Annotated in this window: 22 protein-coding genes; 13 read left to right on the top strand and 9 right to left on the bottom strand. The window is 62.8% G+C overall.

The window, feature by feature from the left end:
• Window positions 1-150 precede the first annotated feature (150 nt).
• On the bottom strand, window positions 151-1,338 hold the full coding sequence (locus tag AC244_RS08220) for a glycine C-acetyltransferase (RefSeq protein WP_053248439.1): 1,188 nt from the start codon (window positions 1,336-1,338) through the stop codon (window positions 151-153).
• A 341-nt stretch (window positions 1,339-1,679) separates the two neighbouring features.
• Window positions 1,680-3,557, bottom strand: coding sequence for a DNA helicase RecQ (recQ, locus tag AC244_RS08215; protein ID WP_053248265.1), 1,878 nt, complete (start codon window positions 3,555-3,557; stop codon window positions 1,680-1,682).
• 198 nt (window positions 3,558-3,755) lie between these two features.
• Here recQ and AC244_RS08210 point away from each other — a divergent pair, with 198 nt between their 5' ends.
• The gene (locus tag AC244_RS08210; protein WP_053248264.1) at window positions 3,756-4,595 is read left to right on the top strand and encodes a hypothetical protein; all 840 of its coding nucleotides are present in this window, start codon (window positions 3,756-3,758) and stop codon (window positions 4,593-4,595) included.
• 60 nt (window positions 4,596-4,655) lie between these two features.
• Here the strand turns inward: AC244_RS08210 and dnaG are convergent, their stop codons facing one another.
• Both dnaG and AC244_RS08200 read right to left on the bottom strand, forming a co-directional pair.
• Entirely contained in the window at window positions 4,656-6,674 is a 2,019-nt protein-coding gene (gene dnaG, locus AC244_RS08205; protein ID WP_053248263.1) for a DNA primase, read from the bottom strand.
• 271 nt (window positions 6,675-6,945) lie between these two features.
• On the bottom strand, window positions 6,946-7,395 hold the full coding sequence (locus tag AC244_RS08200; RefSeq protein ID WP_053248262.1) for a GatB/YqeY domain-containing protein: 450 nt from the start codon (window positions 7,393-7,395) through the stop codon (window positions 6,946-6,948).
• A gap of 324 nt (window positions 7,396-7,719) precedes the next feature.
• Between AC244_RS08200 and carA the strand changes: the two genes are divergently transcribed.
• Window positions 7,720-8,925, top strand: a complete 1,206-nt coding sequence (carA, locus tag AC244_RS08195; protein WP_053248261.1) for a glutamine-hydrolyzing carbamoyl-phosphate synthase small subunit — start codon at window positions 7,720-7,722, stop codon at window positions 8,923-8,925.
• Between the two features lie 82 nt (window positions 8,926-9,007).
• Here carA and AC244_RS08190 read toward each other — a convergent pair whose 3' ends face one another.
• On the bottom strand, window positions 9,008-9,898 hold the full coding sequence (locus AC244_RS08190) for a LysR substrate-binding domain-containing protein (RefSeq protein ID WP_053248438.1): 891 nt from the start codon (window positions 9,896-9,898) through the stop codon (window positions 9,008-9,010).
• A gap of 115 nt (window positions 9,899-10,013) precedes the next feature.
• Here AC244_RS08190 and AC244_RS08185 point away from each other — a divergent pair, with 115 nt between their 5' ends.
• The 3 genes from AC244_RS08185 (at window position 10,014) to AC244_RS08175 (ending at window position 12,145) form a co-directional block, all read left to right on the top strand.
• Window positions 10,014-10,775, top strand: a complete 762-nt coding sequence (locus AC244_RS08185) for an SDR family oxidoreductase (RefSeq protein ID WP_053248260.1) — start codon at window positions 10,014-10,016, stop codon at window positions 10,773-10,775.
• A 24-nt stretch (window positions 10,776-10,799) separates the two neighbouring features.
• Complete coding sequence (locus tag AC244_RS08180; protein ID WP_053248259.1) at window positions 10,800-11,666, top strand: NAD(P)-dependent oxidoreductase; 867 nt, start codon at window positions 10,800-10,802, stop codon at window positions 11,664-11,666.
• A gap of 173 nt (window positions 11,667-11,839) precedes the next feature.
• Entirely contained in the window at window positions 11,840-12,145 is a 306-nt protein-coding gene (locus AC244_RS08175; RefSeq protein WP_053248258.1) for a hypothetical protein, read from the top strand.
• 126 nt (window positions 12,146-12,271) lie between these two features.
• Here the strand turns inward: AC244_RS08175 and AC244_RS08170 are convergent, their stop codons facing one another.
• Window positions 12,272-13,474: a pyridoxal phosphate-dependent aminotransferase gene (locus AC244_RS08170; RefSeq protein WP_053248257.1), complete on the bottom strand. Its 1,203-nt coding sequence runs from the start codon at window positions 13,472-13,474 to the stop codon at window positions 12,272-12,274.
• Window positions 13,475-13,954: 480 nt separating this feature from the next.
• On the opposite strand from AC244_RS08170, the gene AC244_RS08165 reads away from it, so the two are divergent.
• The 3 genes from AC244_RS08165 to AC244_RS08155 all read left to right on the top strand — a co-directional run bounded on the left by AC244_RS08165 (window position 13,955) and on the right by AC244_RS08155 (window position 18,247).
• Window positions 13,955-16,315 carry a marine proteobacterial sortase target protein gene (locus AC244_RS08165; protein WP_053248256.1) on the top strand — a complete coding sequence of 787 codons (2,361 nt, stop codon included), beginning with the start codon at window positions 13,955-13,957 and terminating at the stop codon, window positions 16,313-16,315.
• A complete protein-coding gene (locus AC244_RS08160) occupies window positions 16,305-16,973 on the top strand; it encodes a class GN sortase (RefSeq protein WP_082366770.1) in 669 nt (222 codons plus the stop codon). Before AC244_RS08165 ends, AC244_RS08160 begins: the two co-directional genes overlap by 11 nt.
• An 86-nt stretch (window positions 16,974-17,059) precedes the next feature.
• Window positions 17,060-18,247 carry a PQQ-dependent sugar dehydrogenase gene (locus AC244_RS08155; protein WP_082366769.1) on the top strand — a complete coding sequence of 396 codons (1,188 nt, stop codon included), beginning with the start codon at window positions 17,060-17,062 and terminating at the stop codon, window positions 18,245-18,247.
• Between the two features lie 40 nt (window positions 18,248-18,287).
• Here AC244_RS08155 and AC244_RS08150 read toward each other — a convergent pair whose 3' ends face one another.
• On the bottom strand, window positions 18,288-18,716 hold the full coding sequence (locus AC244_RS08150; RefSeq protein ID WP_053248254.1) for a hypothetical protein: 429 nt from the start codon (window positions 18,714-18,716) through the stop codon (window positions 18,288-18,290).
• A gap of 129 nt (window positions 18,717-18,845) precedes the next feature.
• On the opposite strand from AC244_RS08150, the gene AC244_RS08145 reads away from it, so the two are divergent.
• The 3 genes from AC244_RS08145 to AC244_RS08135 all read left to right on the top strand — a co-directional run bounded on the left by AC244_RS08145 (window position 18,846) and on the right by AC244_RS08135 (window position 21,237).
• Window positions 18,846-19,742 carry a DMT family transporter gene (locus AC244_RS08145; protein WP_053248436.1) on the top strand — a complete coding sequence of 299 codons (897 nt, stop codon included), beginning with the start codon at window positions 18,846-18,848 and terminating at the stop codon, window positions 19,740-19,742.
• Between the two features lie 705 nt (window positions 19,743-20,447).
• Window positions 20,448-20,663, top strand: a complete 216-nt coding sequence (locus tag AC244_RS08140; RefSeq protein ID WP_025427905.1) for a cold-shock protein — start codon at window positions 20,448-20,450, stop codon at window positions 20,661-20,663.
• A 142-nt stretch (window positions 20,664-20,805) separates the two neighbouring features.
• A complete protein-coding gene (locus tag AC244_RS08135; RefSeq protein WP_053248435.1) occupies window positions 20,806-21,237 on the top strand; it encodes a BA14K family protein in 432 nt (143 codons plus the stop codon).
• Window positions 21,238-21,443: 206 nt separating this feature from the next.
• Here AC244_RS08135 and AC244_RS08130 read toward each other — a convergent pair whose 3' ends face one another.
• Both AC244_RS08130 and AC244_RS37460 read right to left on the bottom strand, forming a co-directional pair.
• Window positions 21,444-22,085, bottom strand: a complete 642-nt coding sequence (locus AC244_RS08130) for an MBL fold metallo-hydrolase (protein WP_053248253.1) — start codon at window positions 22,083-22,085, stop codon at window positions 21,444-21,446.
• Window positions 22,086-22,154: 69 nt separating this feature from the next.
• Window positions 22,155-22,319: a hypothetical protein gene (locus AC244_RS37460; RefSeq protein ID WP_202596052.1), complete on the bottom strand. Its 165-nt coding sequence runs from the start codon at window positions 22,317-22,319 to the stop codon at window positions 22,155-22,157.
• Window positions 22,320-22,563: 244 nt separating this feature from the next.
• On the opposite strand from AC244_RS37460, the gene AC244_RS08125 reads away from it, so the two are divergent.
• Both AC244_RS08125 and AC244_RS08120 read left to right on the top strand, forming a co-directional pair.
• Window positions 22,564-23,187 (top strand): DUF1236 domain-containing protein, encoded by a 624-nt coding sequence (locus tag AC244_RS08125; RefSeq protein WP_053248252.1) that lies wholly within the window; start codon window positions 22,564-22,566, stop codon window positions 23,185-23,187.
• Window positions 23,188-23,520: 333 nt separating this feature from the next.
• A complete protein-coding gene (locus tag AC244_RS08120; protein WP_025427909.1) occupies window positions 23,521-23,787 on the top strand; it encodes a hypothetical protein in 267 nt (88 codons plus the stop codon).
• Window positions 23,788-23,850 lie beyond the last annotated feature (63 nt).

Genomic DNA, 23,850 nt, shown 5'->3' with positions numbered 1-23,850 from the left:
TCATCCGGCTGCCGCCACCTTCTCCCCGTCGTGACAGGGAGAAGGGATATGCCGCAAACTCCGCGTCCTTCTCCAACCGCCTACGGGGCAGGTCCCCTCTCCCCGCCTGCGGGGAGAGGGCTAGGGTGAGGGGCAGAGCCCCAAGCTCCCTCAGATCACGCCGAGCTCGCGGCCGACCTCTTCGAATGCGGCGATCGCGCGGCGCACGTCCTCATCGCTATGGGCAGCCGACATCTGCGTGCGGATGCGCGCCTGCCCCTTCGGCACCACCGGGAAGGAGAAGCCGATGACGTAGACGCCCTTCTTGAGCATGCGTGCCGCCATCTCCTGCGCCAGCGCCGCATCGCCCAGCATCACGGGGATGATCGGGTGGCCTTCGCCGGCAAGCGTGAAGCCGAGCTTCGACATCTCTGTGCGAAACAGCGTCGCATTGGCGGACAGTCGCGCCCGCAGCGCATCGCCGTTCTCGATCAGGTCGAACACCTTGAGCGAGGCAGCCGCAATCACCGGCGCCAGCGTGTTGGAGAACAGGTAGGGGCGCGAGCGCTGGCGCAGCCAGTCGACGACCTCGGCCTTGCCAGAGGTGTAACCGCCCGAGGCGCCGCCGAGCGCCTTGCCCAGCGTGCCGGTGATGATGTCGACGCGGCCTTCGACACCGCAATGTTCGGCCGAACCACGGCCATTTTTGCCGACAAAGCCGACGGCATGGCTGTCATCGACCATGACCATGGCGCCATATTTCTCGGCGAGATCGCAAACCCCTCGCAGATTGGCGATGATGCCGTCCATCGAGAAGACGCCGTCGGTGGCGATCAGCTTGAAGCGGCTGCCTTCGGCCTTCTTCAGTTCCTCCTCGAGCGCCGCCATGTCGTTGTTGGCGTAACGGAAGCGCTTGGCCTTGGAGAGGCGAACGCCGTCGATGATCGAGGCATGGTTCAGCGCATCGGAGATGATCGCGTCCTCTTCGCTAAGCAGCGTCTCGAACAGGCCGCCATTGGCATCGAAACAGGAGGAATAGAGGATCGTGTCTTCCATACCGAGGAAGGAGGAGATGCGCGCCTCGAGTTGCTTGTGCTCTTCCTGGGTGCCGCAGATGAAGCGCACCGACGCCATGCCATAGCCGTAACGGTCGAGCGCCTTTTTGCCGGCCTCGGCCAGTTCCTCGTTGTCGGCAAGGCCGAGATAGTTGTTGGCGCAGAAGTTCAGCACCCGCTCGCCGGAGGCGACCTGGATTTCGCCCGCCTGTTTCGAGGTGATCACCCGCTCCGACTTGTAGAGCCCGGCCGTCTTCAGGCCGTCGAGTTCGGTGCGAAGGTGGGAAAGAAAGGCTGAGGTCATGGCGGGCCGCTTTCGCTGTGAAAAGGACGTTTCGTGCCAGACGAGTACCACGACAGCTTTCCCGTTGCAGCAAATTCCAGCGGCTTGAGGGGGCTTGGCGACGATCACAAGGGAAAACGACAGGGCATTGCACGGCAAGACCGCTCGCTCGACATTTTATGTCGTGGCCTTGGCCGTGCGAGACAGATTGCTTCGATCGCAGCTACGTTTGAGTGGCCGGCGATCGAACCTGACACCCTTGTCCCCGTCAGGACCATCTGTTGCGCCGCGTCGGCGGCGCGATAGACTAACTCTTCTGAGAACGAACACGCATCAAAGGACAGCGCCTTTGTCGTGCAGACTCACCTCTCCAGATACCCGTCGATCACGGCCAGGAATGCCTCACCATACCGCTCGCGTTTGCTTTCGCCGATGCCGGGAATGTCGAGCAGCTCATCGAAGCCGCGCGGGCGCTCCTTGGCAAGCGCGATCAGCGTCGCGTCCGGGAAGACCACGTAGGGCGGCACGTTCAGGTCCTTGGCGATGGTGAAGCGCTCGGCGCGCAGCAGCTCGAACAGTTCGAGATCGGAGCCGGCGAGGTCGGCGCGCTCGCGCTGACTGCCGGATTTTGCCTGCCGCGCCGCCTTGCCCGTCTGCGGGCGGTCCTTGCGAAACAGCACCTGGCGCTCGCGCTTGAACACGGCGCGGGCCTCCGGCTCGAGTTTGATTGCGCCGAAGGCCGTATGATCGACGCTGACGAGACCGGCGGCAAGCAACTGCCGGAAGACCGATTGCCAGGTACGAACAGGCAGATCCTTGCCGGCGCCGAAAACAGGCATGTCGACATGGCCGAAACGCTCGGTCTTTTCGTTGACAGTCCCCATCAGCACGTCGACGACATGGCCGGCGCCGAAGCGCTCGCCGGTGCGGTAGACGGCGGCAAGCGCCTTGATCGCAGCCTCGGTTCCGTCCCAGGTCTCGACGGGCTTCAGGCAGGTATCGCAATGGCCGCAACGGCCGGGATGCGCCTCGCCGAAATGCGCGAGAATCGCCTGGCGGCGGCAACCGGCCGTCTCGCAGATCGCCAAAAGCGCATTGAGCTTGCCGCGCTCGATGCGCTTGATCTCATCCGCCGCCCCACCCTCGTCGATCATCCGGCGGCGCTGCAGCACATCGGCCATGCCATAGGCCATCCAGACCTCGGACGGCTGACCGTCACGGCCGGCACGGCCGGTCTCCTGGTAATAGGCCTCGACCGATCCCGGCAGATCGAGATGGGCGACATAGCGCACATCCGGCTTGTCGATGCCCATGCCGAAGGCGACGGTTGCGACCAGGCAAAGGCTCTCCTCTTTCAGGAAGGCGTCCTGATGAGTGTCGCGCAACGTCCGGTCCATGCCGGCGTGATAGGGCAGCGCGCGAATGCCCTGCCCGTTCAGCCATTCCGCCGTGTCCTCGACCTTGGCACGCGACAGGCAATAGACGATGCCGGAGGAACCGCGAAAACGGGAGAGGAAGCGCAGCAACTGCTGGCGCGGCTGGTCGCGCTCGACGATTTCATAGGCGATGTTCGGGCGGTCGAAGCTTGTCGTGAAGACTTCGGCGTCCTGTAGCGACAACCGCTCGATGATATCCTCGCGGGTATGCGGATCGGCCGTCGCCGTCAACGCGATGCGCGGCACGCCGGGATAACGCTCGGCAAGCAGGCCGAGGGTGCGATACTCCGGTCGGAAATCATGCCCCCACTGCGAGACGCAATGGGCCTCGTCGATGGCGAAAAGCGCAATGCGGGCATTGCCGATAAGGTCGGCGAAGCCATCGGTGACGATGCGCTCGGGCGTGACATAGAGCAGATCAAGCGTGCCGTCAGAAATCTGTCGGCGCACTGCAATCGCCTCTTCACGCGTCAGCGACGAATTGAGGGCGGCAGCATTGACGCCGAGTTGCTTCAACGCCTCGACCTGATCGCGCATCAGCGCAATCAGCGGCGAAACGACGACCCCGAGACCGGAACGGCAGAGTGCCGGAATCTGGAAGCAGAGCGATTTGCCGGCGCCGGTCGGAAACAGGACGACGGCGTCACCGCCGGCGGCCACATGCTCGACCACTTCCTGCTGCCGGCCGCGAAAAGCGGAATAGCCGTAGACGCGCTTGAGCACATCCAGAGGTGCTGGCGCGGCACCGTCGAAGAGATGGCCGGCGACGCCTTTGGCGCGTTGCGCCCTTTGCCCAATCTCCATCACATCTCCTTCGCGGGAATCACCTGATCATCATCGCCCATAGCGACCGCAATGCCATAGCCTTCCAGTCAACGGAATAGAGCAAGGCAAATCGCGCCCGCTGGACGCGCGGCTTCGGACCTGTTAGCTGAACTCGCCGCCGATCCGACCCTTCCGGTCACCGGCAATCTCGTGGATTGAAAAAACTGGAAAGCAACGATGTCTAGCATTCTGGCGGCAAGCGGCGGCGTCAAGCAGTTGATTTGCATCAACTGGGGGACCAAATACGGCGCGCCCTTCATCAACCGCCTCTATGCCATGGTGGCGCGCAACATCACCCCGCCCTTCACCTTCACCTGTTTCACCGACAATCGCGAGGACCTGCGTCCGGAAATTCTCTGTGAGGATCTGCCGCCGCTGGACATAGGGAAAATGCCCGAGAAGACGCCGGGCATCTGGAACAAATCTCGGCTGTGGGGCGCCAAGCTGGGCAACCTCAGCGGACCGGTGGTGTTTCTGGACCTCGATATCGTCATCGTCGGGTCGCTCGATGCCTTCTTCGAGGTCGGAGAGCCCGACGATGTGATCCTGGCGCGCAACCAGACGACGCCGTTCGAACGGCTCGGCCAGACCTCGCTGTTTCGCTTCCCGGTCGGCAAGCTGGTGCCGCTGCAGAAGAAGTTCCTGGCCGATCCGCAGGGCGTTGCGAATGAATACCGCTTCGAGCAACGTTTCGTGACGCGCAACGCGCCGGGCGGCGTAAAACTTTTCCCAAGACGCTGGGTGCTGCATTTCCGGCAGGACTGCCACTGGCCGCTCCCCCTGAACTACTTTTTCGCGCCGCGCCTGCCGACCGATGCGCGGGTGGTGCTTTTCCCTCGCAGCCTGCTGCCGCAGCATGCGATCGACGGACAATATGGCTATCGCGGCCGCGCGGACACGCCGCTTGGGCATATCCGGCGCCTGTTTTCCGGCGACCGGCGTGAAAAGAATCCGATCCGCTACCTGCGCCACTATATCCGTCCCGCCCCATGGGTGGCCGAGCACTGGCGGGAATAGACTGGCGACGGGCAAACGCGGCGGCGAACGGGCGGGAGCCGCCGGTCGGTGCCGCGGCGATCAGCGCGCGGCCGGCCCTTTGACCCGCCCCGAAAGCACGCCGAAGCCTTCGATGATCGCTTCCTGGTTTTCAAGCCGCGTCACTTCGAACTGAACCTCCTGCAGCGTGCGCAGCAGTTGCGGCACGGCTTCGAGGTCGCCCTCTTCGGTGGCGTGCGCAAGTTCCCGCTCCAGTTCGCGCCGCTGCCAATGCAGCGCCTTGGAGCGCTGGTGCAGCGCCAACGCCTGCAGATAGCTCTCGCGGGCATCCTCCGGTGCCGCCACCGCGGTCGCCGTCCACAGGCGGGCATAGCGGATCTGCTGGTCGATTGCCGCGATCAAGTGAGCAAAACCTTCAGCCTCCAGCTGTTCGACGAGCCCTTCGCGCGTCAGGCGCGGACCGTTGGCGGCGGCGGCATTGAGCACAGCCGCCCAGCAGCGCTGCAGGTCGCGATGGTCGAACTCGATGGTCGAGATCTCGTCGTATTCGTCAAACAGCAACTGCGGATGATTGACGATGGTAAGCGCCAGCACGCTTTCGCGCAGCGACGGCACCGTCTGCTGATCACTGACCAGCGACGAACGCGCCAGCCGGTCCGAGATCGCCGTTGGGCCTGAGGTGTTCGGCTGGCGTGCACCGGGCCCACCGCGTTGCCCGCCGCCCTGGCGGCCGCCACGCTCGAATTGCCGCCGCTCGCCGCCGCGACCGGGGCTGGCGGCCTGCAGGAAGGCGTGCAGCCGGTCGCGCATGTCCTGGCCATAGTGGCGCCGGACACTCTCGTCAGCGATGACGGAAGTGACCTGTTTCAGCCTGGCTTCGAGCTCGGCCCGTTTTTCCGGCGTGTCGAACGAGCCGCCCTGAACCTCGCGTTGCCAGACCATCTCGGCCAGCGACCGGGCATTGGCAAGCACCTGGTCGAAGGGTGCCCGCCCCTCCTGACGGACGAGATCGTCCGGGTCCTTGCCATCGGGCAGCATGGCGAACCGCACCGAGCGGCCGGGCTTCAGATGCGGCAGCGCCAGATCGACGCCACGGTTGGCGGCGCGAATGCCGGCGCCGTCGCCATCGAAGCAGAGCACCGGTTGCGACGTCATCTTCCACAGCAGATCGAGCTGATTTTCGGTGAGCGCGGTTCCAAGCGGCGCCACCGCATTCTCGACACCCGCCTGATGCAGCGCGATCACATCCATATAACCTTCGACCGCGATGATCGTGGAAGCGCCAGTTTCGTTTTGCCCGGTGTCGCCGGCGCGGCCGGCACCGGACATCGCGCGCCGCGCCCGGGCAAAATTGTAGAGCACGTTGCCCTTGTGGAAGAGCTCGGTCTCATTGGAATTGAGATATTTGGCCGGCGCGTCCGGCGACATGGCGCGGCCGCCAAACGCGATGACCTTTTCGCGCGACGACAGGATCGGAAACATGATGCGATCGCGGAAGCGATCGTAGGAAACCGGCACTTCCGCGCCGTGCACGACCAGGCCGCAGGCTTCGATCTGCTCCTTGCCGATGCCTTTGCCTGCCAAAAATTCCTTCAGCGCATTGCGGCTGTCGGGCGCAAAGCCCAGACGGAAGGTCTCGATGGTACGCCCCGTCAGCCCGCGCTCGCGCAGATAGGCGCGCGCCTTGGCGCCATTGGCCGTCTGCAGCTGATCCTCGAAGAACTGGGTCGCCAGCTCCATCACGTCGAGCAGGCTGGTGCGTTCCTTCTCGCGCTTCTCGGCTTGCGGGTCCGGCTGCGGCATGGCCACACCCGCCATATCGGCGATCTGCTGCACCGCCTCGGGGAAGCTCAGGCCTTCGAGGTCAGTGAGGAAGCGGAAGTGGTCGCCGGTAACACCGCACCCGAAGCAATGGTAACGACCCTTGCGATCCTCGCAGTGGAAGCTCGGGGATTTCTCGCCGTGAAACGGGCAGCAGGCCCAGTAGTCGCCGCGCGAGACATTGGTCTTGCGCCGATCCCAGGTGACGCGTTTGGCGATCACGTCCGAAATCGGCACGCGGTCGCGTATCTCGTCAAGAAAGGACTGTGAAAAGCGCATGGATACCTCTGGTCGATCCTCCATATAGGCGGCGAAACGGTCGGACGCCACAGCGCTGACCGGCCGTGCCCGCAATTCACAGGCTATCACGACAGAATTTGGAAGCATGGGATGGGATGGCACGCAGGGCCGCGGCGGCCTCTGGCCGTCGCAGGGTCTCATCCGGGAATATTGGGAAGATCAGGCGGAGAAATTCGCGCTGATCGATCAGGCCTATGAAACGCCTTCAGCGCCGGAACGGCGCCCGCCGCAGATGAGCGGGCGCAGTCGGTTACTTCAGCAGGTCCTTGACCAGGCCCGACGCCTTGGCGAAGTCCATCTGGCCGGGATAACGCTCCTTGAGCGCATTCATGCATTTGCCCATGTCGCGCAGCCCCTGTGCGCCGGTTTCCTGGATCACCGAGGCACAGAGCTCCTTGACCTCGTCGTCCGACAGTTGGGCCGGCAGGAACTGGTTGATGATGACGATTTCCTGCCGCTCTTGCTCCGCAAGCTCCGGCCGCCCGCCCTGATCATATATGCGGGCCGATTCCTCGCGCTGCTTGATCATCTTGGCGAGGATCTGCAGGATCTCGTCGTCGCCGACCGGATCCTTGCCCAGGCCACGGTTGGCGATATCACGATCCTTGATTGCCGCCTGGATCAGCCGCACGGTAGAGGTGCGCCGTGTGTCCTTGGCCTTCAGGGCTTCTTTCAGTACCTCAGCGAACTGGTCGCGCATGTCTTTCTCCATGTCGAAGCCGGCCCGCGGTGCTCTTGCCCGGAACCGGTTCGATGCATCAATGTTGTCGTCGTCTTAAACCAGTGCGGCAGGTGCAATCAAACGAATTACACAACCGCTTGAATTAAAAGGAATTTTATTTCCGGACAATTCACAGCGGCTGGTTGACCGGGCTTTGCGCTTTGGCTATTTTCCCGCACCTGCACGACATCGGCATGTGAGCACTTTTCGCGGGGATTCCGCGCGTCCATGCCTGAGCACATGAAATGGCGATCAGCCGCCGGGCTTTCAAGCCCCGCCTCGCGCCGCAACGGGATAGGAACGATGACCGCGACACCCGCATGGACCACTGAAAAACCCACCGCTTTGCTCGTTCTTGCCGACGGCACCGTAATCGAAGGCAAGGGCATCGGCGCAACCGGCAAGGTGCAGGCGGAAGTCTGCTTCAACACGGCGTTGACCGGCTACCAGGAAATCCTGACGGACCCTTCCTATCTCAGCCAGATCGTCACCTTCACCTTCCCCCACATCGGCAATATCGGCGCCAATGACGAAGACATCGAAGACCTGACGCCGGCAGCCCGCCACGGCGCTGTCGGCGTCATCTTCAAGGCTGACATTACCGAGCCCTCCAACTACCGCGCCGCCAAGCATCTCGACGGCTGGCTGAAGGCGCGCGGCATCATCGGCCTTTGCGGCATCGACACCCGGGCGCTGACCGCCTGGATCCGCGAAAACGGCATGCCCAACGCCGTCATCGCCCATGACCCCTCCGGCGTTTTCGACATCGAAACGCTGAAGGAGGAAGCCAAGGCCTGGAGCGGGCTTGAAGGCCTCGACCTTGCCAAGGTTGCCACCTCCGGCCAGTCGTCGCAGTGGACCGAGAAGCCTTGGGTCTGGGACGAAGGCTATTCGACGCTCGGCGATGCCGAGGCGGACTATCACGTCGTCGCCCTCGACTACGGCGTCAAGCGCAACATCCTGCGTCTCTTCACCGGCCTCAACGCCCGCGTCACCGTGATGCCGGCAACGACAAGCGCCGAAGACGTGCTTGCGCAGAAGCCGGACGGCATCTTCCTCTCCAACGGCCCGGGCGACCCGGCGGCAACCGGCGAATACGCCGTGCCGGTAATCCAGGACCTCCTGAAAAGCGATATCCCGGTATTCGGCATCTGCCTCGGCCACCAGATGCTGGCGTTGGCGCTCGGCGGCAAGACCGAGAAGATGCACCAGGGTCACCACGGCGCCAACCATCCGGTCAAGGACCACACCACAGGCAAGGTCGAGATCGTCTCGATGAACCACGGCTTCGCAGTCGATTCGAAGTCGCTGCCGGAAGGTGTTGAAGAGACTCACATTTCGCTGTTCGACGGCACCAACTGCGGCCTTCGGGTCGCCGGCAAGCCGGTCTTCTCTGTGCAGCATCACCCGGAAGCCTCGCCGGGCCCGCAGGACAGCCATTACCTCTTCCGCCGGTTCATGAACCTCGTGCGCGAGAAGAAGGGCGAACCGGCGCTTGCCGAGCGCTGAGAGCGCCGCCGAGACAGGTATTGAAGGCCCGCCCCGAGCGGGCCTTTTCTTTTGGAGCACAGGTTTTCAACGCCGCCCACTCTTACCCTGCGGGCAGATGCTCCGCGATGAAATCGACCACCGCGCGCACCGACGGCAATTGCCCGCGCCGATGCGGCATCAGCAAGGTCGTGGTGACGCTGCCGGCCTCCCAATCAGGCAGGACACGAACGAGGCTGCCGTCGTCGATTTCCGCCCGGCAGAGCTTGCGCGGCAGCGCCGTGATGCCGAGGCCGGAAAGGGCGGCCGCGCGAAGCACATGGGATTCGTCGGCGAGAAAACGCGGCGCGGGACGGACCCGGACGACGACGCCCGCGTCGTTGCGCATCGTCCATCCCTCTGCGGTCAAGGATGCCAGCAGTCCGTCATGACGCGAAAGGTCGCTTGGCTCTGGCGGGGCGCCGCGGCTTTCGAGATAGCCGGGCGCTGCCACCAGCCATATGGCGTCCGTTGCCCCCCGCCGCTGCACCAACCCGGAATCGGGCAAGGGCGCGAAGTGGTCGCGCACCGCAATGTCGAAACCCTCCTGGACGACATCGACGAAACGGTCGGTCGCGTGCAGCATCACCCGCATCTTGGGATAGGCGAGCGCCAACGGCGGCAACAGTGCGGCCAACGTCATCTGCGCCGTCGGTACCGAGGCGGTGATCCGGACCGTACCGCTCGGCTCGGCGAGCCGCCCCTTGACGATGGCTTCCGCCGCTTCCGCCTCGATCAGCATCGCCGCGGCGTGGCGATAAAAATCCTCGCCGACCTCGGTGACGGTGAAGCGGCGCGACGTGCGGTTGATCAGCCGAACGCCTAGCGTCTTTTCCAGTTCGGCCACGCGTTTGCTCAGCGTCGATTTCGGCACGTTGAGCGCCCGTGCCGCCGGCGCAAACCCCTTGTGGTCGACCACATGGGCGAAGACGACGAAGTCGTTGAGATTGCGCATCGCAAATTCCAATGTCTACATGCATGGACGATACATCCACATTTGCCTGTCTTTCGCAATATCGTCCATGAATTTATCTCTCTGCCATCGAAACCGAACATCGAAGGAAGAGAACATGGATCACTATCAGGGCAAGAAAGCCGTCGTCATCGGCGGCACGCATGGCATGGGTCTGGCGACGGTCGAGCGGCTCGTCGACGGTGGCGCCGAGGTGCTTTTGACCGGCAACAACGCGGCAAACCTCGCCAGGATCCAGGAGCGGTTCGGCCCGCGTGTGCATGCGGTAAAGTCCGACATCTCCAACCTCGGCGAGATCGCCGTGCTCGGGGCGACGGTGGGCCAGAAGCTGGGCACGATCGACCTCTTGCATGTCAATGCCGGCACATCGTTGCTCGAGCCCTTCGACCAGGTGACCGAGGCTTCCTATGATCGCCAGTTCACGATCAACACCAAGGGCGCCTTCTTCACCGTCCAGCGCCTGGCACCGCTGATCCGCGACGGCGGCTCGATCGTCTTCACCTCGTCGGTTGCCGATGTCGGCGGCCATGCGGGCATGGCGGTCTATAGCGGCAGCAAGGCGGCGCTGATCTCGTTTGCCTCCGTCTTTGCCGCCGAACTCTTGCCACGCGGTATCCGGGTGAATTCGGTCAGCCCTGGCTTCATCGACACGCCGACCAAGGGCGTTGCCGGCATCACCGATGCGGAACGTGCCGAGTTCAAGGCGCTGGGCGATGCGATCACGCCGATGGGCCGCAACGGCACCGCCGACGAAGTGGCCCGCGCCGTGCTCTTCCTCGCCTTCGACGCGACCTTCACCACCGGCGCAAGACTGACGGTTGACGGCGGTCTCGGCCAGCAATTGTCGCAGGCTGCCTGAACCCCGCCAGAACGGAGAATCCAGATGTCCAATACCATCTCGGTCATCGGCCTCGGCGCGATGGGTACGGCCCTCGCAAACGCCCTTATTGACGCCGGCAACGCCACAACCGTCTGGAACCGCACGCCGTCGCGGGCCGACGCTCTCGTTGCCCGCGGCGCCCACCGGGCCGACACCGTCACTGAGGCCATCGCAGCGAGCGACGTGATCGTCCTATGCCTCACCGACTATGCCGCCGTCGAAGCCACGCTTCATGATCTTGGTCCCGGCCTGTCCGGCAAGACGATCGTCAACCTGACCAATGGCCGTCCGGACGAAGTCCGGGCGATTGCCACCCGCCTTGACGGATGCGACGCCCACTATCTCGACGGTGGCATCATGGCGACGCCACCGATGATCGGCTCGCCGCACGCCTTCATTCTCTATAGCGGCAGCGCCGATGCCTTTGCATTCGCCAGGGATCGGCTCGCGGCCTTCGGCCGGAGCCACTATCTCGGCGAAGATCCGATCCTCGCCGCGGTCAACGACCTCGCCTTGCTTTCGGCGATGTACGGGCTCTTCGGCGGCTACCTGCACGCAACAGCGCTTGCCGGCAGCGTCGGCGTCTCGGCGACGGCGTTCCTGTCCCTGGTCGAGCCCTGGCTTGCGGCAATGATGACAGTCCTGCCCGACTATGCCGAACGGATCGACAGCGGCGATCACGGCCGCGACGTGATGTCGAACCTTGCAATGCAATCGGTGGCGATCACCAATATCGTCGCTGCAAGCCGCAGCCAGGGCATCGATCCGGCTTTCATGGAGCCGATGGAAAGGCTGGCGCAAAAGCGCCTCGCCGGCGGCTTCGGCACCGACGAGATCTCCGGCATCATCGAGGCGATGAGGCGAAAATAGGGTTCTGTCTCCAACACACAGCCGACGCTGGTGAAAGCCCGCCCGGCCGTTGTCGAAACGTCGCATCAACCGAACTGCGCAGCAATGGTCCGTGGTCGAAAGGTCGCGGACCGTCTGCTTGCGATTGACCCGCCGCCGGCCTTCACGCATCCTGCCTGCAACTGGAGGTGACGATGATTACGGGTACACAATGCCGCGCCGCCCGGGCGCTGATCGAAATTTCGCGCGAGATGCTGGCGAGCTTTTCGGGCGTCAGCGAGGACACGATCCTCAAGTTCGAGCGCAAGCTGGAGACGCCCGCCGACGAGGTGATCCTGTCGCTGAGGCATGCGCTCGAAAATGCCGGCGCGATGTTTTTGCCGGAAGGCGAACGCGGTATCGGCGTCTGCCTGAAGTTCACCCGATCCGAGGCGCGTCGCCTCTCCATTCTCGAAAGCGAGGGCGGCGTCGTCGGCGACGACGAGGTTCCGGGCGCTTGAAGTTCAAATCTGATTTCAACGGCTTAGCCGACACGCTTGAATCAGAATGGCCACCCGTTGAATCGGTTTGCCAACAAAAAAGCCCGCCGTTGCGGCGGGCTTTTTCATGAGATCGAATACCTGAGCTTACTTGCAGGCCGCGCAGAAGCGCTGGGTGCGGCGGCATGCTTCTTCGAGCTGCGCTTCCGACGGTGCGTAGGAGATGCGGAAGTTCGGACCAAGGCCGAAAGCCGAGCCGTGAACGACGGCAACGCCTTCGGATTCGAGCAGTTCGGAGACGAAGTCCTCGTCCGTCTCGATGACCTTGCCCGACGGTGCGGTCTTGCCGATCAGGCCGGCGCAGGACGGGTAGACGTAGAAGGCGCCTTCCGGCGTCGGGCATGCAATGCCCTTGGCCTGGTTGAGCATCGACACGACGAGATCACGGCGACCTTCGAAGATCTTCTTGTTCTCGGGGATGAAGTCCTGCGTGCCGTTGAGCGCCTCGACGGCGGCCCACTGCGCGATCGACGTTGCGCCCGAGGTCTGCTGGCCCTGGATCATGTCCATCGCCTTGATCAGTTGCAGCGGGCCGGCTGCGTAGCCGATGCGCCAGCCGGTCATGGCATAGGCCTTGGAGACGCCGTTCATGGTCAGCGTGCGGTCGGAGAGGCCGGGCTCGACTTCAACCGGGGTTGCGAACTTGAAGTCGCCATAGGTCAGGTGTTCGTACATGTCGTCGGTCAGCACCCAGACATGCGGGTGCTTCATCAACACGTCCGTCAGCGCCTTCAGCTCGGCATGGCTGTAGGCGGCGCCCGACGGATTGGACGGCGAGTTGAAGACGAACCACTTGGTCTTCGGCGTGATCGCCTTGTCCAGGTCTTCAGCCCTGAGCTTGAAGTTGTTCTCCTGGGTGGTCGAGACGAAAACGGGCGTGCCGCCGCACAGCGCCACCATCTCCGGATAAGAAACCCAGTAGGGCGCCGGGATGACGACTTCATCGCCCGCGTTCAGGGTCGCCATGAAGGCGTTGAAAAGAATCTGCTTTCCGCCGGTGCCGACGATCGTCTGGGCGGCGGTGTAGTCGAGGTTGTTCTCGCGCTTGAACTTCTTGGCGATCGCTTCGCGCAGTTCCGGAATGCCCGAAACCGGCGTGTACTTCGTTTCGCCGCGGTTGATCGCGTCGATCGCAGCCTTCTTGATATTGTCCGGCGTGTCGAAATCCGGCTCCCCTGCACCAAGGCCGATCACGTCGCGTCCCTTCGCTTTCAGCTCGCGGGCTTTCTGCGAAACGGCGATGGTGGCGGAAGGCTTTACACGGGAAAGGGCATCGGCAAGGAAGGCCATGATGAAAGGTCCTGATCGTTTCGAGACGCGGTGAGCGCTACGGAACGAAAAAGTCAGGCTCCATAGCGGTTAGGTCTATGTCGAAAGACGCCCGGTCTTGCAAGCGCCGGAACGGCAAAAACGCTGGGAATGCGGGCAAAATGCGTCACCATGACAAAGTTTCATGAGTGCGATCAGCGATGACGATCGCCGGTCGATATCCGATCGGCGCCTGTCGGCAACCGCAACGGGATGCATGTGTCGCGACACTCGCCGCCGATGTTCACCCCGAGCCGGCAGTCCGGGGCTGCCGAAAACCATCAACCAAGAACGTCCGGCGGCGGGCATTTATTCAGAAAAAACAGCGGATTTCGGCTTTTTCCGAAAAGCCTTATTTTGGCCACAACAACTGTCGCGGAACGCCGCAATTCCGTCGCGCAACAGCCGGTTTCCGGGCCTTTCCTCTCATGATCCGAACGCATGGCATCACGGGGGTGTGCAATGTTTCTCGACGACGAAATCGCTGAATCACGGACACGGCAGAACGAAGCGCGCTGGGGCATGTATCTGGCGCTCGCAGCCCTCGCCGCCTGCATCGTGATGATCCTCGGCCTGATGACCCAGGCCTCGGCCCAGACGGCCAGCGCCAGGCCGGAGCAGATGGCCGGCTATGTCAGGCCCAACGACATGGGCACCGGTGCCCTGCTCTTCCCCTCCAAGGAACCCGGCTATTTCGTCGAGGCGCCGCGACTGGCGACCGACGTGCAGATCGACGTTAACGGTCCGATCATGCGCACCCGCGTCACGCAGCGGTTCCAGAACCCGAGCAAGGGATGGGTCGAAGGCACCTATGTCTTCCCGCTTCCCGATGATTCCGCCGTCGATACCCTGAAGATGCAGATCGGCGACCGCTTCATCGAAGGTCAGATCAAGCCGCGCCAGGCAGCCAAGGAAATCTACGAGCAGGCAAAGGCCGAGGGCAAGAAGGCGGCGCTGCTCGAACAGCAGCGCCCCAACCTCTTCACCAATCAGGTCGCCAATATCGGCCCCGGCGAAACGGTGGTCGTGCAGATCGAATACCAAAGCGGCGTGCGCCAGTCGAACGACGCCTTTACCTTTCGTTTCCCGATGGTGGTAGCGCCTCGCTACAATCCGCAGCCGGTCGTGCAGACCGTCGATCTCGACAGCCGCACCGGCTATGCCGTCAGCGATCCGGTTCCCGATCGCCAAAAGATCGAGCCGCCGGTGCTCGATCCGCGTGAAAACGCCAGGATCAACCCGGTGACGTTGACGATCAACCTGAAGGCGGGCTTCCCGATCGGCGAGGTGACATCAGCCTATCACGAGATCGAAACTACCACGCTCGACCAGCTGACCCGCAAGATCACGCTGAAGGCCGCAAGCGTTCCTGCCGACAGGGATTTCGAACTCAGCTGGAAGGCGGTCGAAGGCAAGAGCCCCTATGCCGGCCTGTTCCGCGAGCCCGTCGGCGGCAAGACCTATCTCCTGTCCTTTGTCCCCCCGCCGGTCACCGCGACAGAGACCGACAAGCCGGTCAGGCGCGAGGTCGTTTTCGTCATCGACAATTCCGGCTCTATGGCCGGCCCGTCGATGGAGCAGGCAAAGGAAAGCCTGGCGCTGGCGATCTCGCGGCTGAAGCCGGAGGATCGGTTCAACGTCATCCGCTTCGACGACACGATGACCGTGCATTTGCCTGATCTTGTCGAGGCGACGCCTGATAAGCGCGAGGATGCGATCGCCTTCGTGCGCGGCCTGACCGCCGATGGCGGCACGGAAATGCTGCCGGCGCTGGAAGCGGCGCTGCGCACCCAGGGACCGGTTGCATCAGGCGCCCTTCGCCAGGTGGTCTTCCTCACCGATGGCGCCATCGGCAATGAAGGCCAGCTTTTCCAGGAGATCCAGAGCAACCGTGGCGACGCCCGCGTCTTCACCGTCGGCATCGGTTCGGCGCCCAACAGCCATTTCATGACCAAGGCCGCCGAATACGGTCGCGGCACTTTCACGCTGATCGGTTCCGAGAGCCAGGTGGCCGCCCGCATGGGCGAGCTCTTCACCAAGCTTGAGAGCCCGGCCATGACCGACATTTCGGCGACGTTCGAAGGCGCTGCCTCCGGCGACATCACGCCGAACCCGATGCCCGATCTCTACCGCGGCGAGCCGGTGGTGCTGACCGCCGAACTCGACGGCACATCGCCCGAAGGTAAGCTTCGCATCGTCGGCAAGGCCGGCGACCAGCCCTGGCGTGTCGAGATGGACATCGCCAAGGCCGCGACCGGCGAAGGCATCGCCAAGCTCTGGGCCCGCCGCAAGATCGACGATCTCGAGGCAAGCGCGTCGGCGATCGCCGACCCCGCAACGCTCGACAGGCAGATCGAAACCGTGGCGCTTGCCCATCACCTGGTCTCGCGCCTCACCAGCCTTGTCGCCGTCGATGCGACACCGTCGCGGCCCGCCGGCGAAAACCTGACGGAAACCGATGTGCCGCTCAACCTGCCGGCCGGCTGGGACTTCGGCAAGGTTTTTGGCGAGAAGTCCGATGCGACCGGCCCCGATGCGACCGGCGAAGTCGACGAGCGCGAGGCTTCGGCCGAAAGCCAGACGAAGCTGGCGATGGTCACGGCCGACCGCATGCTGGCGGCACCGACGGCGCGCGCAGCGAGCCTCATTGCCGAAGCCAACAACCAGGTGAACCTGCCGCAGACAGCGACCGAAGCGGACAAGCAGATCCTCATCGGCCTGACGCTGCTCGCCTTTGCCCTTGTTGCCGGCAGCACCTTCGTCTTCTGGCGCGTGCAGATCGCCGCCCTCGTCATCGCAGGGGTTCGACGCCATGGCCGCTGACGACGACCTGCCCGGGCCACGCCCGGGCTTCCTCGCCCGTCTCTCGGCCATCGAGACCATCGTGGTCGCGATCATTGCACTGATCGCCCTTGCCGGCCTGATGCTGATCGGCAAGGGATTTTACATGAAGGCCAAGGCCGAGGTCTCGCAGGTGCTGCTGAAGAAGAGCTTCGAAGCGCAGCTGCACGGCGAGGCCAGTGGCAAACCCTGGCCCTGGGCCGATTTTGAAACCACTGCGGAAATCATGGCGCCGCGCATCAATCGCTCCGCGATCGTGCTTCAGGGCGCAAGCGGCCAGGCGCTTGCCTTCGGACCTGCCTGGCTCAGCAACACCCCCCTTCCCGGCGACGAAGGCACCTCCGTCATCGCCGCCCACCGCGACACGCATTTCCGCTGGCTGAAGGACGTTTCCTCGGGCGATCTGCTGGTGCTGACCCGCAAGGACGGGCGACGCTTTCTTTTTCGGGCCGGCGAAGGCCGCGTCGCGCGCTGGGACGAGAGCGGCATCAATGCCTCGGCCAGCGGCCGCAATCTGGCGCTCGCCACCTGCTGGCCCTTCGATGCGATCGAGCCCGGACCGATGCGCTACATCGTGACCGCCGAACTCGTCGGAGAACAGCATCCGGTGCCGCTGACAACAGGCTCGGTTTCGAAATAAAGCCTTTTTGATCCGATTTGACTTGAACGAACCGGACGACCGCTCCAGCTTGGCATTCAACGGCATCAACGGCGCGGAGACATCGAATGCGGCAGGCGCAGGCATCAAGGCTGGAAACGACGGGGATGGCGCGGGCAATTCGTGCGCTGCCACTCCTTGCCGGCCTGGTTTTGTTTGCTGTCCCCGTTGCCGCCGGCGCGCAGGAGACGCGCGAGTTCCCCTCTCAAAGCGGCAAGGTGCTCGTCGAGACGCTGGCGAGCGGACTGCAACACCCGTGGTCCGTCGAGGTCTTGCCCGAGGGTGGCTATATCGTCAGCGAGCGCGCCGGCCGGCTGCGCATCATCCGCGACGGCAAGGCTTCGGCGCCGCTCACGGGCGTGCCCGAGGTGGCCGAACGGGGTCAGGGCGGCCTGCTCGACATTGCGCTTGCCCCTGACTTTGCCACCAGCCGCGCGCTCTACCTGACGCTCGCGGCCAATGGCAAAGGTGGTTTCGGCACGGCGTTGGTGCGGGCGACGCTATCGGCGGACAACACGGGCCTGACCGATGTCAAGGATCTGTTCCGGATGAACAAGCTGACCCGCAAGGGCCAGCATTTTGGCTCACGCATCGCAATAGCGCCGGATGGTAGCCTGTTCTTCGGCATCGGCGACCGCGGCGAGCCCGAACGTGCCCAGGATCTGCACGACCATGCCGGCGCCATCCTGCACATCAACACCGACGGCAGCATTCCTGCCGCCAACCCCTATCGCGGCGGCACAGAGGGCCTGCCGGAAATCTGGTCGAAGGGGCACCGCAACCCGCAGGGCATTGCCATCGATCCGAAGGACGGCACGCTGCTGACCGCCGAACATGGCGCGCGCGGCGGCGACGAGGTCAACAACCCGCAGCCCGGCCATAACTATGGCTGGCCGGTGATCACCTACGGCAAGGACTATTCGGGTGCCGAGATCGGCGAAGGCACCGCGAAGGAAGGCCTCGACCAGCCGCTCTACTACTGGGATCCCTCGATCGCACCGGGCGCGCTCGCCATCTATCGCGGCAAGATGTTTCCGGAGTGGGATGGCAACCTGCTGGTGGCAGCGCTGAAATATCAATTGCTCGCGCGGCTGGAACGGGACGACACCGGCGCGATCACCTCCGAAGAGCGGCTGTTCGACGGCGAGTTCGGCCGCATCCGCGATGTCGTGGTGGCGCCGGACGGCGCACTGCTGATGGTGACGGACGAAGAGGATGGCGCGCTGCTCAGGGTCTCCAAGGCCCCGACGCAATAGGTCAATATCAGCGCAGGTTGGTATAGATCCTCAATCGGGATCAGAGACCGGCGCGAACATCCTTGCGGAACATGAACTTCAATCCGGACCATACCGCATCGACGGCACAGACCTTGGTGTCGACGAGACCAAGTGGCAGGAAGATCTCGCGCAAAACGTCTTCCGTCAGCGTGGTTGGAACCTTCGATGCGCGCTTGGGCCATGAGATCCACATCATGCCATCTGCCTTCAGACTTGCCGCAAGCCGCAGCGCCACCACCTCAAGCTCTGCCCTCGCAACCGCGAAGACGTGGATGTAATCGTGCCGCCGTGACGCCGGGCCGTCGGCGGCGGTTTCGCAACTGGCAAACCCGGGAAAGCCGGTAATGTCGGTCAGATCGCCGGGAACGCCAAGCAACAGCACTGACTGGCCGTCCCTCAAGCCAAGCTTGCGGACAAGCGGCGTTCCGGAATAACCGCTCTCGCCCATCTCCACCTCCCCATCACCACCATGGCAACCGTCACCGGCACCTCACGCGGGCCGCGTCTGCGGCCGACGATGAGCCTTGCCCGAGAAAATCGCAACTGATAGACGGCGATGCATCTGAGGAGAGCAATGATGACCCGCGTCCAGGCCAATCTATTCCTGCTGTTTTCCGGCGCCATCTGGGGTGCTGGCTTCGTCGCCCAGTCGACGGCAATGCAGGCGATCGGCCCGCTCTGGTTCATCACGCTTCGTTTTGCCATCGCAACGCTGGTCGCGCTGCCGCTCGCCGTCGTCGAAACCAGGCGGGCGTCGCAGCCTTTGACCGGCAAGACCATTCGCAATTTCGTGCTTGTCGGGCTTGCGCTCTTTGCCGGCGCCGTCACGCAGCAATACGGGTTGCTGACCACCAGCGTCACCAATTCCGGTTTCTTGACCGGCCTTTACGTCGTGTTCGTCCCTATCCTGACAGTCGTCTTCCTGCGTCGCAAACCGCACTGGATCATCTGGCCCGGCGCGCTGATGGCGCTGTTCGGCATCTTCCTCCTGAGCGGCGGTGCGCTGTCGAGCCTGACCGGAGGCGACTATCTTACTGTCGTCTGTGCGCTGTTCTGGGCACTGCAGATGATGCTGGTCGGCATCTTCGCGGCGGGCAGCGGCCGGCCGATGCTGCTGTCGATGACACAGTTTGCCGTTTGCGCCGTGCTCGGCTGCGTCGCCGCCTTGGCGATCGAACCGCTGAGCATGGAGGCGGTGAAGGCTGCGCTGCCGGAAATCCTTTATGCCGGCATCTTCTCCAGCGGCGTCGCCTTCATCTGCCAGGTCGTCGGCCAGCGCTATACCACGGCACCCCAGGCGGCGATCTTCCTGTCGAGCGAGGCGTTGTTTGCCGCCCTCTTCGGCGTTCTCCTGCTAGGGGAGATCATCACGCCCATCGGTTATGTCGGCTGCGCCATCATCTTTGCTGCCATGCTCGTCGTCGAGATCGTGCCCGAGCTCACAAAAGGCAGCCGTCGGGAAGCCACAGCCTGAGGCGGGATCGGCACGCGCAAGGTGGTCGGCAGAACTATAACCCTTGATTTTGACGGGTACTGAACTGCTGCGTTACTTGTTACTGGCCCGCCCCGCAAAGCTGTTGCTTCACTTTAAAGCGCCTCGATGCAACCTGGCCATTTTCGGTTATTACTTGTAGGATTTCTGCAAGCCGGCTTGGCGCAGCGCGCGACACCATCGCTTTGGAGAGAAGCTTCAAACATATCAGTCGCTTGCCAAACGAATGGACCTCTTTGGCCGCTGCGATGGCGTCGCCGATTGCGGCGAAAAATGGCGCAAAGCACTCAACTTATCGGCACATTCGTTCAAAAAGCTGTGATTTCAACAGCTTGCGATGCATCTTCAATATCACCTGAAAAAACCGCAACTGGCCGAATTTTGAGCAATGGCAAGACGCAATACCATTTCTAAAAAGTTTTGCTTGCCAATTCAAAATAAACCCATCAATCTTACTCTGTTCGGGCAATCTACGAGCACGGGAAGATCTTGAAATAAAAGCGGGCCGGAGACGCAAAAACTCCGGGTGGCCAGACTGGGGGGACGCTTGTTTGCAACCTTTCCGATGGCTGGCTGCGGTAACAGGAACCTTTCCTCAAATATCGAGACCTGCCTGCCCAACGCCCAACCGGGCAAACTGCAATGCTACCCGTCCGTCAAACGGGTGGAGAGAAAAGGACCTGACGCATGGCCGAAACTGGCACTGTAAAATTCTTCAACACCGACAAGGGCTTTGGTTTCATCAAGCCTGACAACGGTGGTGCGGATATCTTCGTACACATTTCCGCTGTCCAGGCTTCCGGCCTGAACGGCCTGTCGGAAAATCAGAAGGTAAGCTTCGACACCGAACCGGATCGCCGCGGCAAAGGCCCGAAGGCGGTCAACCTGCAGATCTCCGGCTAACACCGGTTCTGCTGAAAGATTCAAGTTGAAGCCCGGCAGTGATGCCGGGTTTTTTTGTTCAGGCTCCGTTCAGTTTGGCCCCATTAACCTTCTTTCATCATGAAGGCCGGAAACGCTCCGGACCATGCACAGGATTGAAGCCATGAACAAGTTCATCAAAGCGACGGTTCTCTCGGTCATCGCCGCCGCCTCGGTTCTCCCGACCCTCAGCACGGCTGAGGCTGGCGATTGGAACCGGCACCATGATCGTGGAGACGCCGTTGCGCTCGGCGCTCTTGGCCTCGCCACCGGCGTGATCATCGGCGGCGCGATCGCCTCGCAGCCGCGTTACAGCGAGCGCGTCTATGTCGACCCGGAACCCGATTATTACGAGCCGCGCCCGGTCTACCGTTCGCGCCCGGTCTATCGCGCGCAACCTGTTGTCGTCGATAGCTACAGCGACGGTTACGGCTCGCTCGAGCCCTGGACCCCGTCCTGGTACCGTTATTGCTCGCAGCGCTACCGCTCGTTCAACCCGGACAACGGCACATTCCGCGGCTACGATGGCCGCAGCTACTTCTGCGACGCAGGCTGATCGTAAGGCCCATCACACAGACAAACAAAAAGCGCATGCTCCCCGGGGCATGCGCTTTTTCATTGTTGCAGACGTATCTCCGAAAGGAGGTTCGCGCCTGGAGCAATTCCAGGAAAAGTGTGAAGCGGTTTTCCGCCCGGGATTGCGTAGTTTCAAAGAGTTAGATCATTTCACTGTTTCAATGAAACAATGAAATGATCTAAAGCTCAAAGACCCCGCAAATAGGGATTGGTGCGCCGCTCCTCGCCGATCTGGCCGCCTGGGCCGTGCCCGCAGATGAAACCGACCTGATCACCAAGCGGCAGGATCTTGTCGCGTATGGAATCGAGCAGTTGCTGGTGGTTGCCGCCGGGAAGATCGGTTCGGCCAATCGAGCCGTGAAACAGCACATCGCCGACATGGGCGAAATTCTGCGCCCGGTTGAAATAGACCACATGGCCAGGCGCATGGCCGGGGCAATGCAGCACTTCGAACACATGGTTGCCGAAGGATACGGTATCGCCGTCTTCCAGCCACTGGTCGGGCACGACGTTTTCGACCTTCATCGCCAGGCCGAATTTCTCCGCCTGCTCTTCGAGGCGCGACAGCAGCGGCAGATCGTCCTTGTGCGGACCGATGATCGAAAGCCCAAGCGCTTCCTTCAGTTCCTTGGCGCCGCCCGCATGGTCGATGTGGCCGTGCGTCAGCCAGATCGCCTTCAGCGTGATGCCGTTCTCCTGGATGGTCTGCAGGATCACGTCGACGTCGCCGCCGGGATCGACGATCACGCCTTCCTTGGTTTCAGCGTCGAAGAGAACCGTGCAGTTCTGCTGGAAATGAGTAACCGGGATAATGCCCGCCTGTAGCATGCCGTCTGTGCCTCACTCAGATGTCGTTGGCACACCTATAGCGCCAAACGGCATCAGGCACAGCGCGAATTAACGCAAGGCCGCAATTTCCGCAGAGGGGGGCTGAGGCGTCGGGAATTGTACAGTGGTGAGCAACAGGGCCGAGACAAGCAACTCGGCGGCAACGACGATGGCCACCACCGGGCGCAATCCGTTGACGGCGGGGTTTATCGGATTAACGGCTGAATTCGACATTGAACCTCCCTCTCCTGCCTGCGCTCGCCTTCTTCGCGCGGGCATACCGCTGATCGTTTGCCTCGGGCGCCCGCCCGACATCGACAGGAAGAACACCTTGATCGCGAAACGGTTCCCTTGGACTAACGCCGGGTTGAACCGCTGCAGGTTGAGTATGTCGCATCTTCACATTTCGTGACGTTACCTGGGGAACATCCCCACCATCGCCGCGTTTGCCCCTTAGCCATAAAGAAGGAGCATGATGATGAAGAACCTTACCCGCCCCCTGTTGCGAACTGCCGCGGCCGCGGGTTTCGTACTCGTAGCCGGCGCTTCCGCCGCCTTCGCAGACATGACCGCCACAACCGTCACTGACCTCAATGTCCGCGCTGGCCCGGGCCCGCAATATCCGACGGTTGGCCTGGCCACACGTGGCAGCACTGCGGTCCTTGATGGCTGCATCGAAGGCAGCAAGTGGTGCCGTATCGACGTCAACGGCCTTCGCGGCTGGGTCTATGCCCAATATCTGACCACCGATTTCGGCGGCTCGGCCGTCGTCGTTCAGGATCGACGCTCCGACCTTGCAGTCCCCATCGTGACCTATGAAGCACAGGCTGGCGATCCGCCACTGCCGGCACCCGGCGACGAGCTGCTTGGCCCTGTCGAAGACGTCGAGCCGATCGTGCCGCCGGATACCGTGCGGACCTATATCACCACCAACCCTGGCGAAACCGTCTATCTCGACGGCGAAGTCGTGGTCGGCGCCGAGCTGCCGCAAACGGTCGAAGTGCGCGGGGTGCCGGACTATAGCTACGATTATGTCAGCATCAACGGCCAGCCTGTTCTGGTCGAGCCGGCAACGCGCCGTATCGTTTACGTCTATCGCTAAACGCCGCGCCCAATCAGAGGCAAAACACGCAACCAACTCCAGCGGACCTTGGCCGCTGGAGTTCTCGTTTGCGCTGCAGCGAATCAGTGGTTGCACCCAGCCTGGCGAAAACAAGGCCAGAGCGCTGTAGTAATTCTGTCGTCTTCTGCCCTTTAAACCGCGATAACGGCCGTTTCCGGCATGAACGGCAACATTTTAGCGAGCAAAGCCTTCCCGCGCCGCTGCCGTCACTTCGCCAAATTGACAAGAGTCCAGATTCGGTCTCAACCTGTCCGTGCCGGATCATCGGCATTTGGCGGCTCGTCTTCGACGGGCCTCGATACGGAGGGATCAATGGAAGCATTAATGCCAATCATTACCCAATTGATCGCGGGGGCGGCCGGCGGAAACGCGGCCAGCGCAGTATTGAAACAGGGGGCATTCAGTGTCGTCGCACGCACGATCGTCGGCGCTATCGGCGGCCTCGGCGGAGGATTCCTGATCCAGATGCTCGGCGGCGAAGCGGCCGCAACCGGTCTTGCCATGCAGGCGCTTGGCGGCCTCGTCGGCGGCGGCGTGTTGAGCGGCATCGTCGGCCAGTTCCTCGGCAAGCAAGCCTGACGCCTTCCGAACGATATCCGTAGCAAGACAAAAGGCGGCCGAGGGCCGCCTTTTCTATAGGTC

It is taken from the genome of Ensifer adhaerens, assembly GCF_001270265.1.
Lineage (GTDB): Bacteria > Pseudomonadota > Alphaproteobacteria > Rhizobiales > Rhizobiaceae > Ensifer > Ensifer adhaerens_B.
This window is presented reverse-complemented; position numbering and strand designations above follow the sequence as displayed.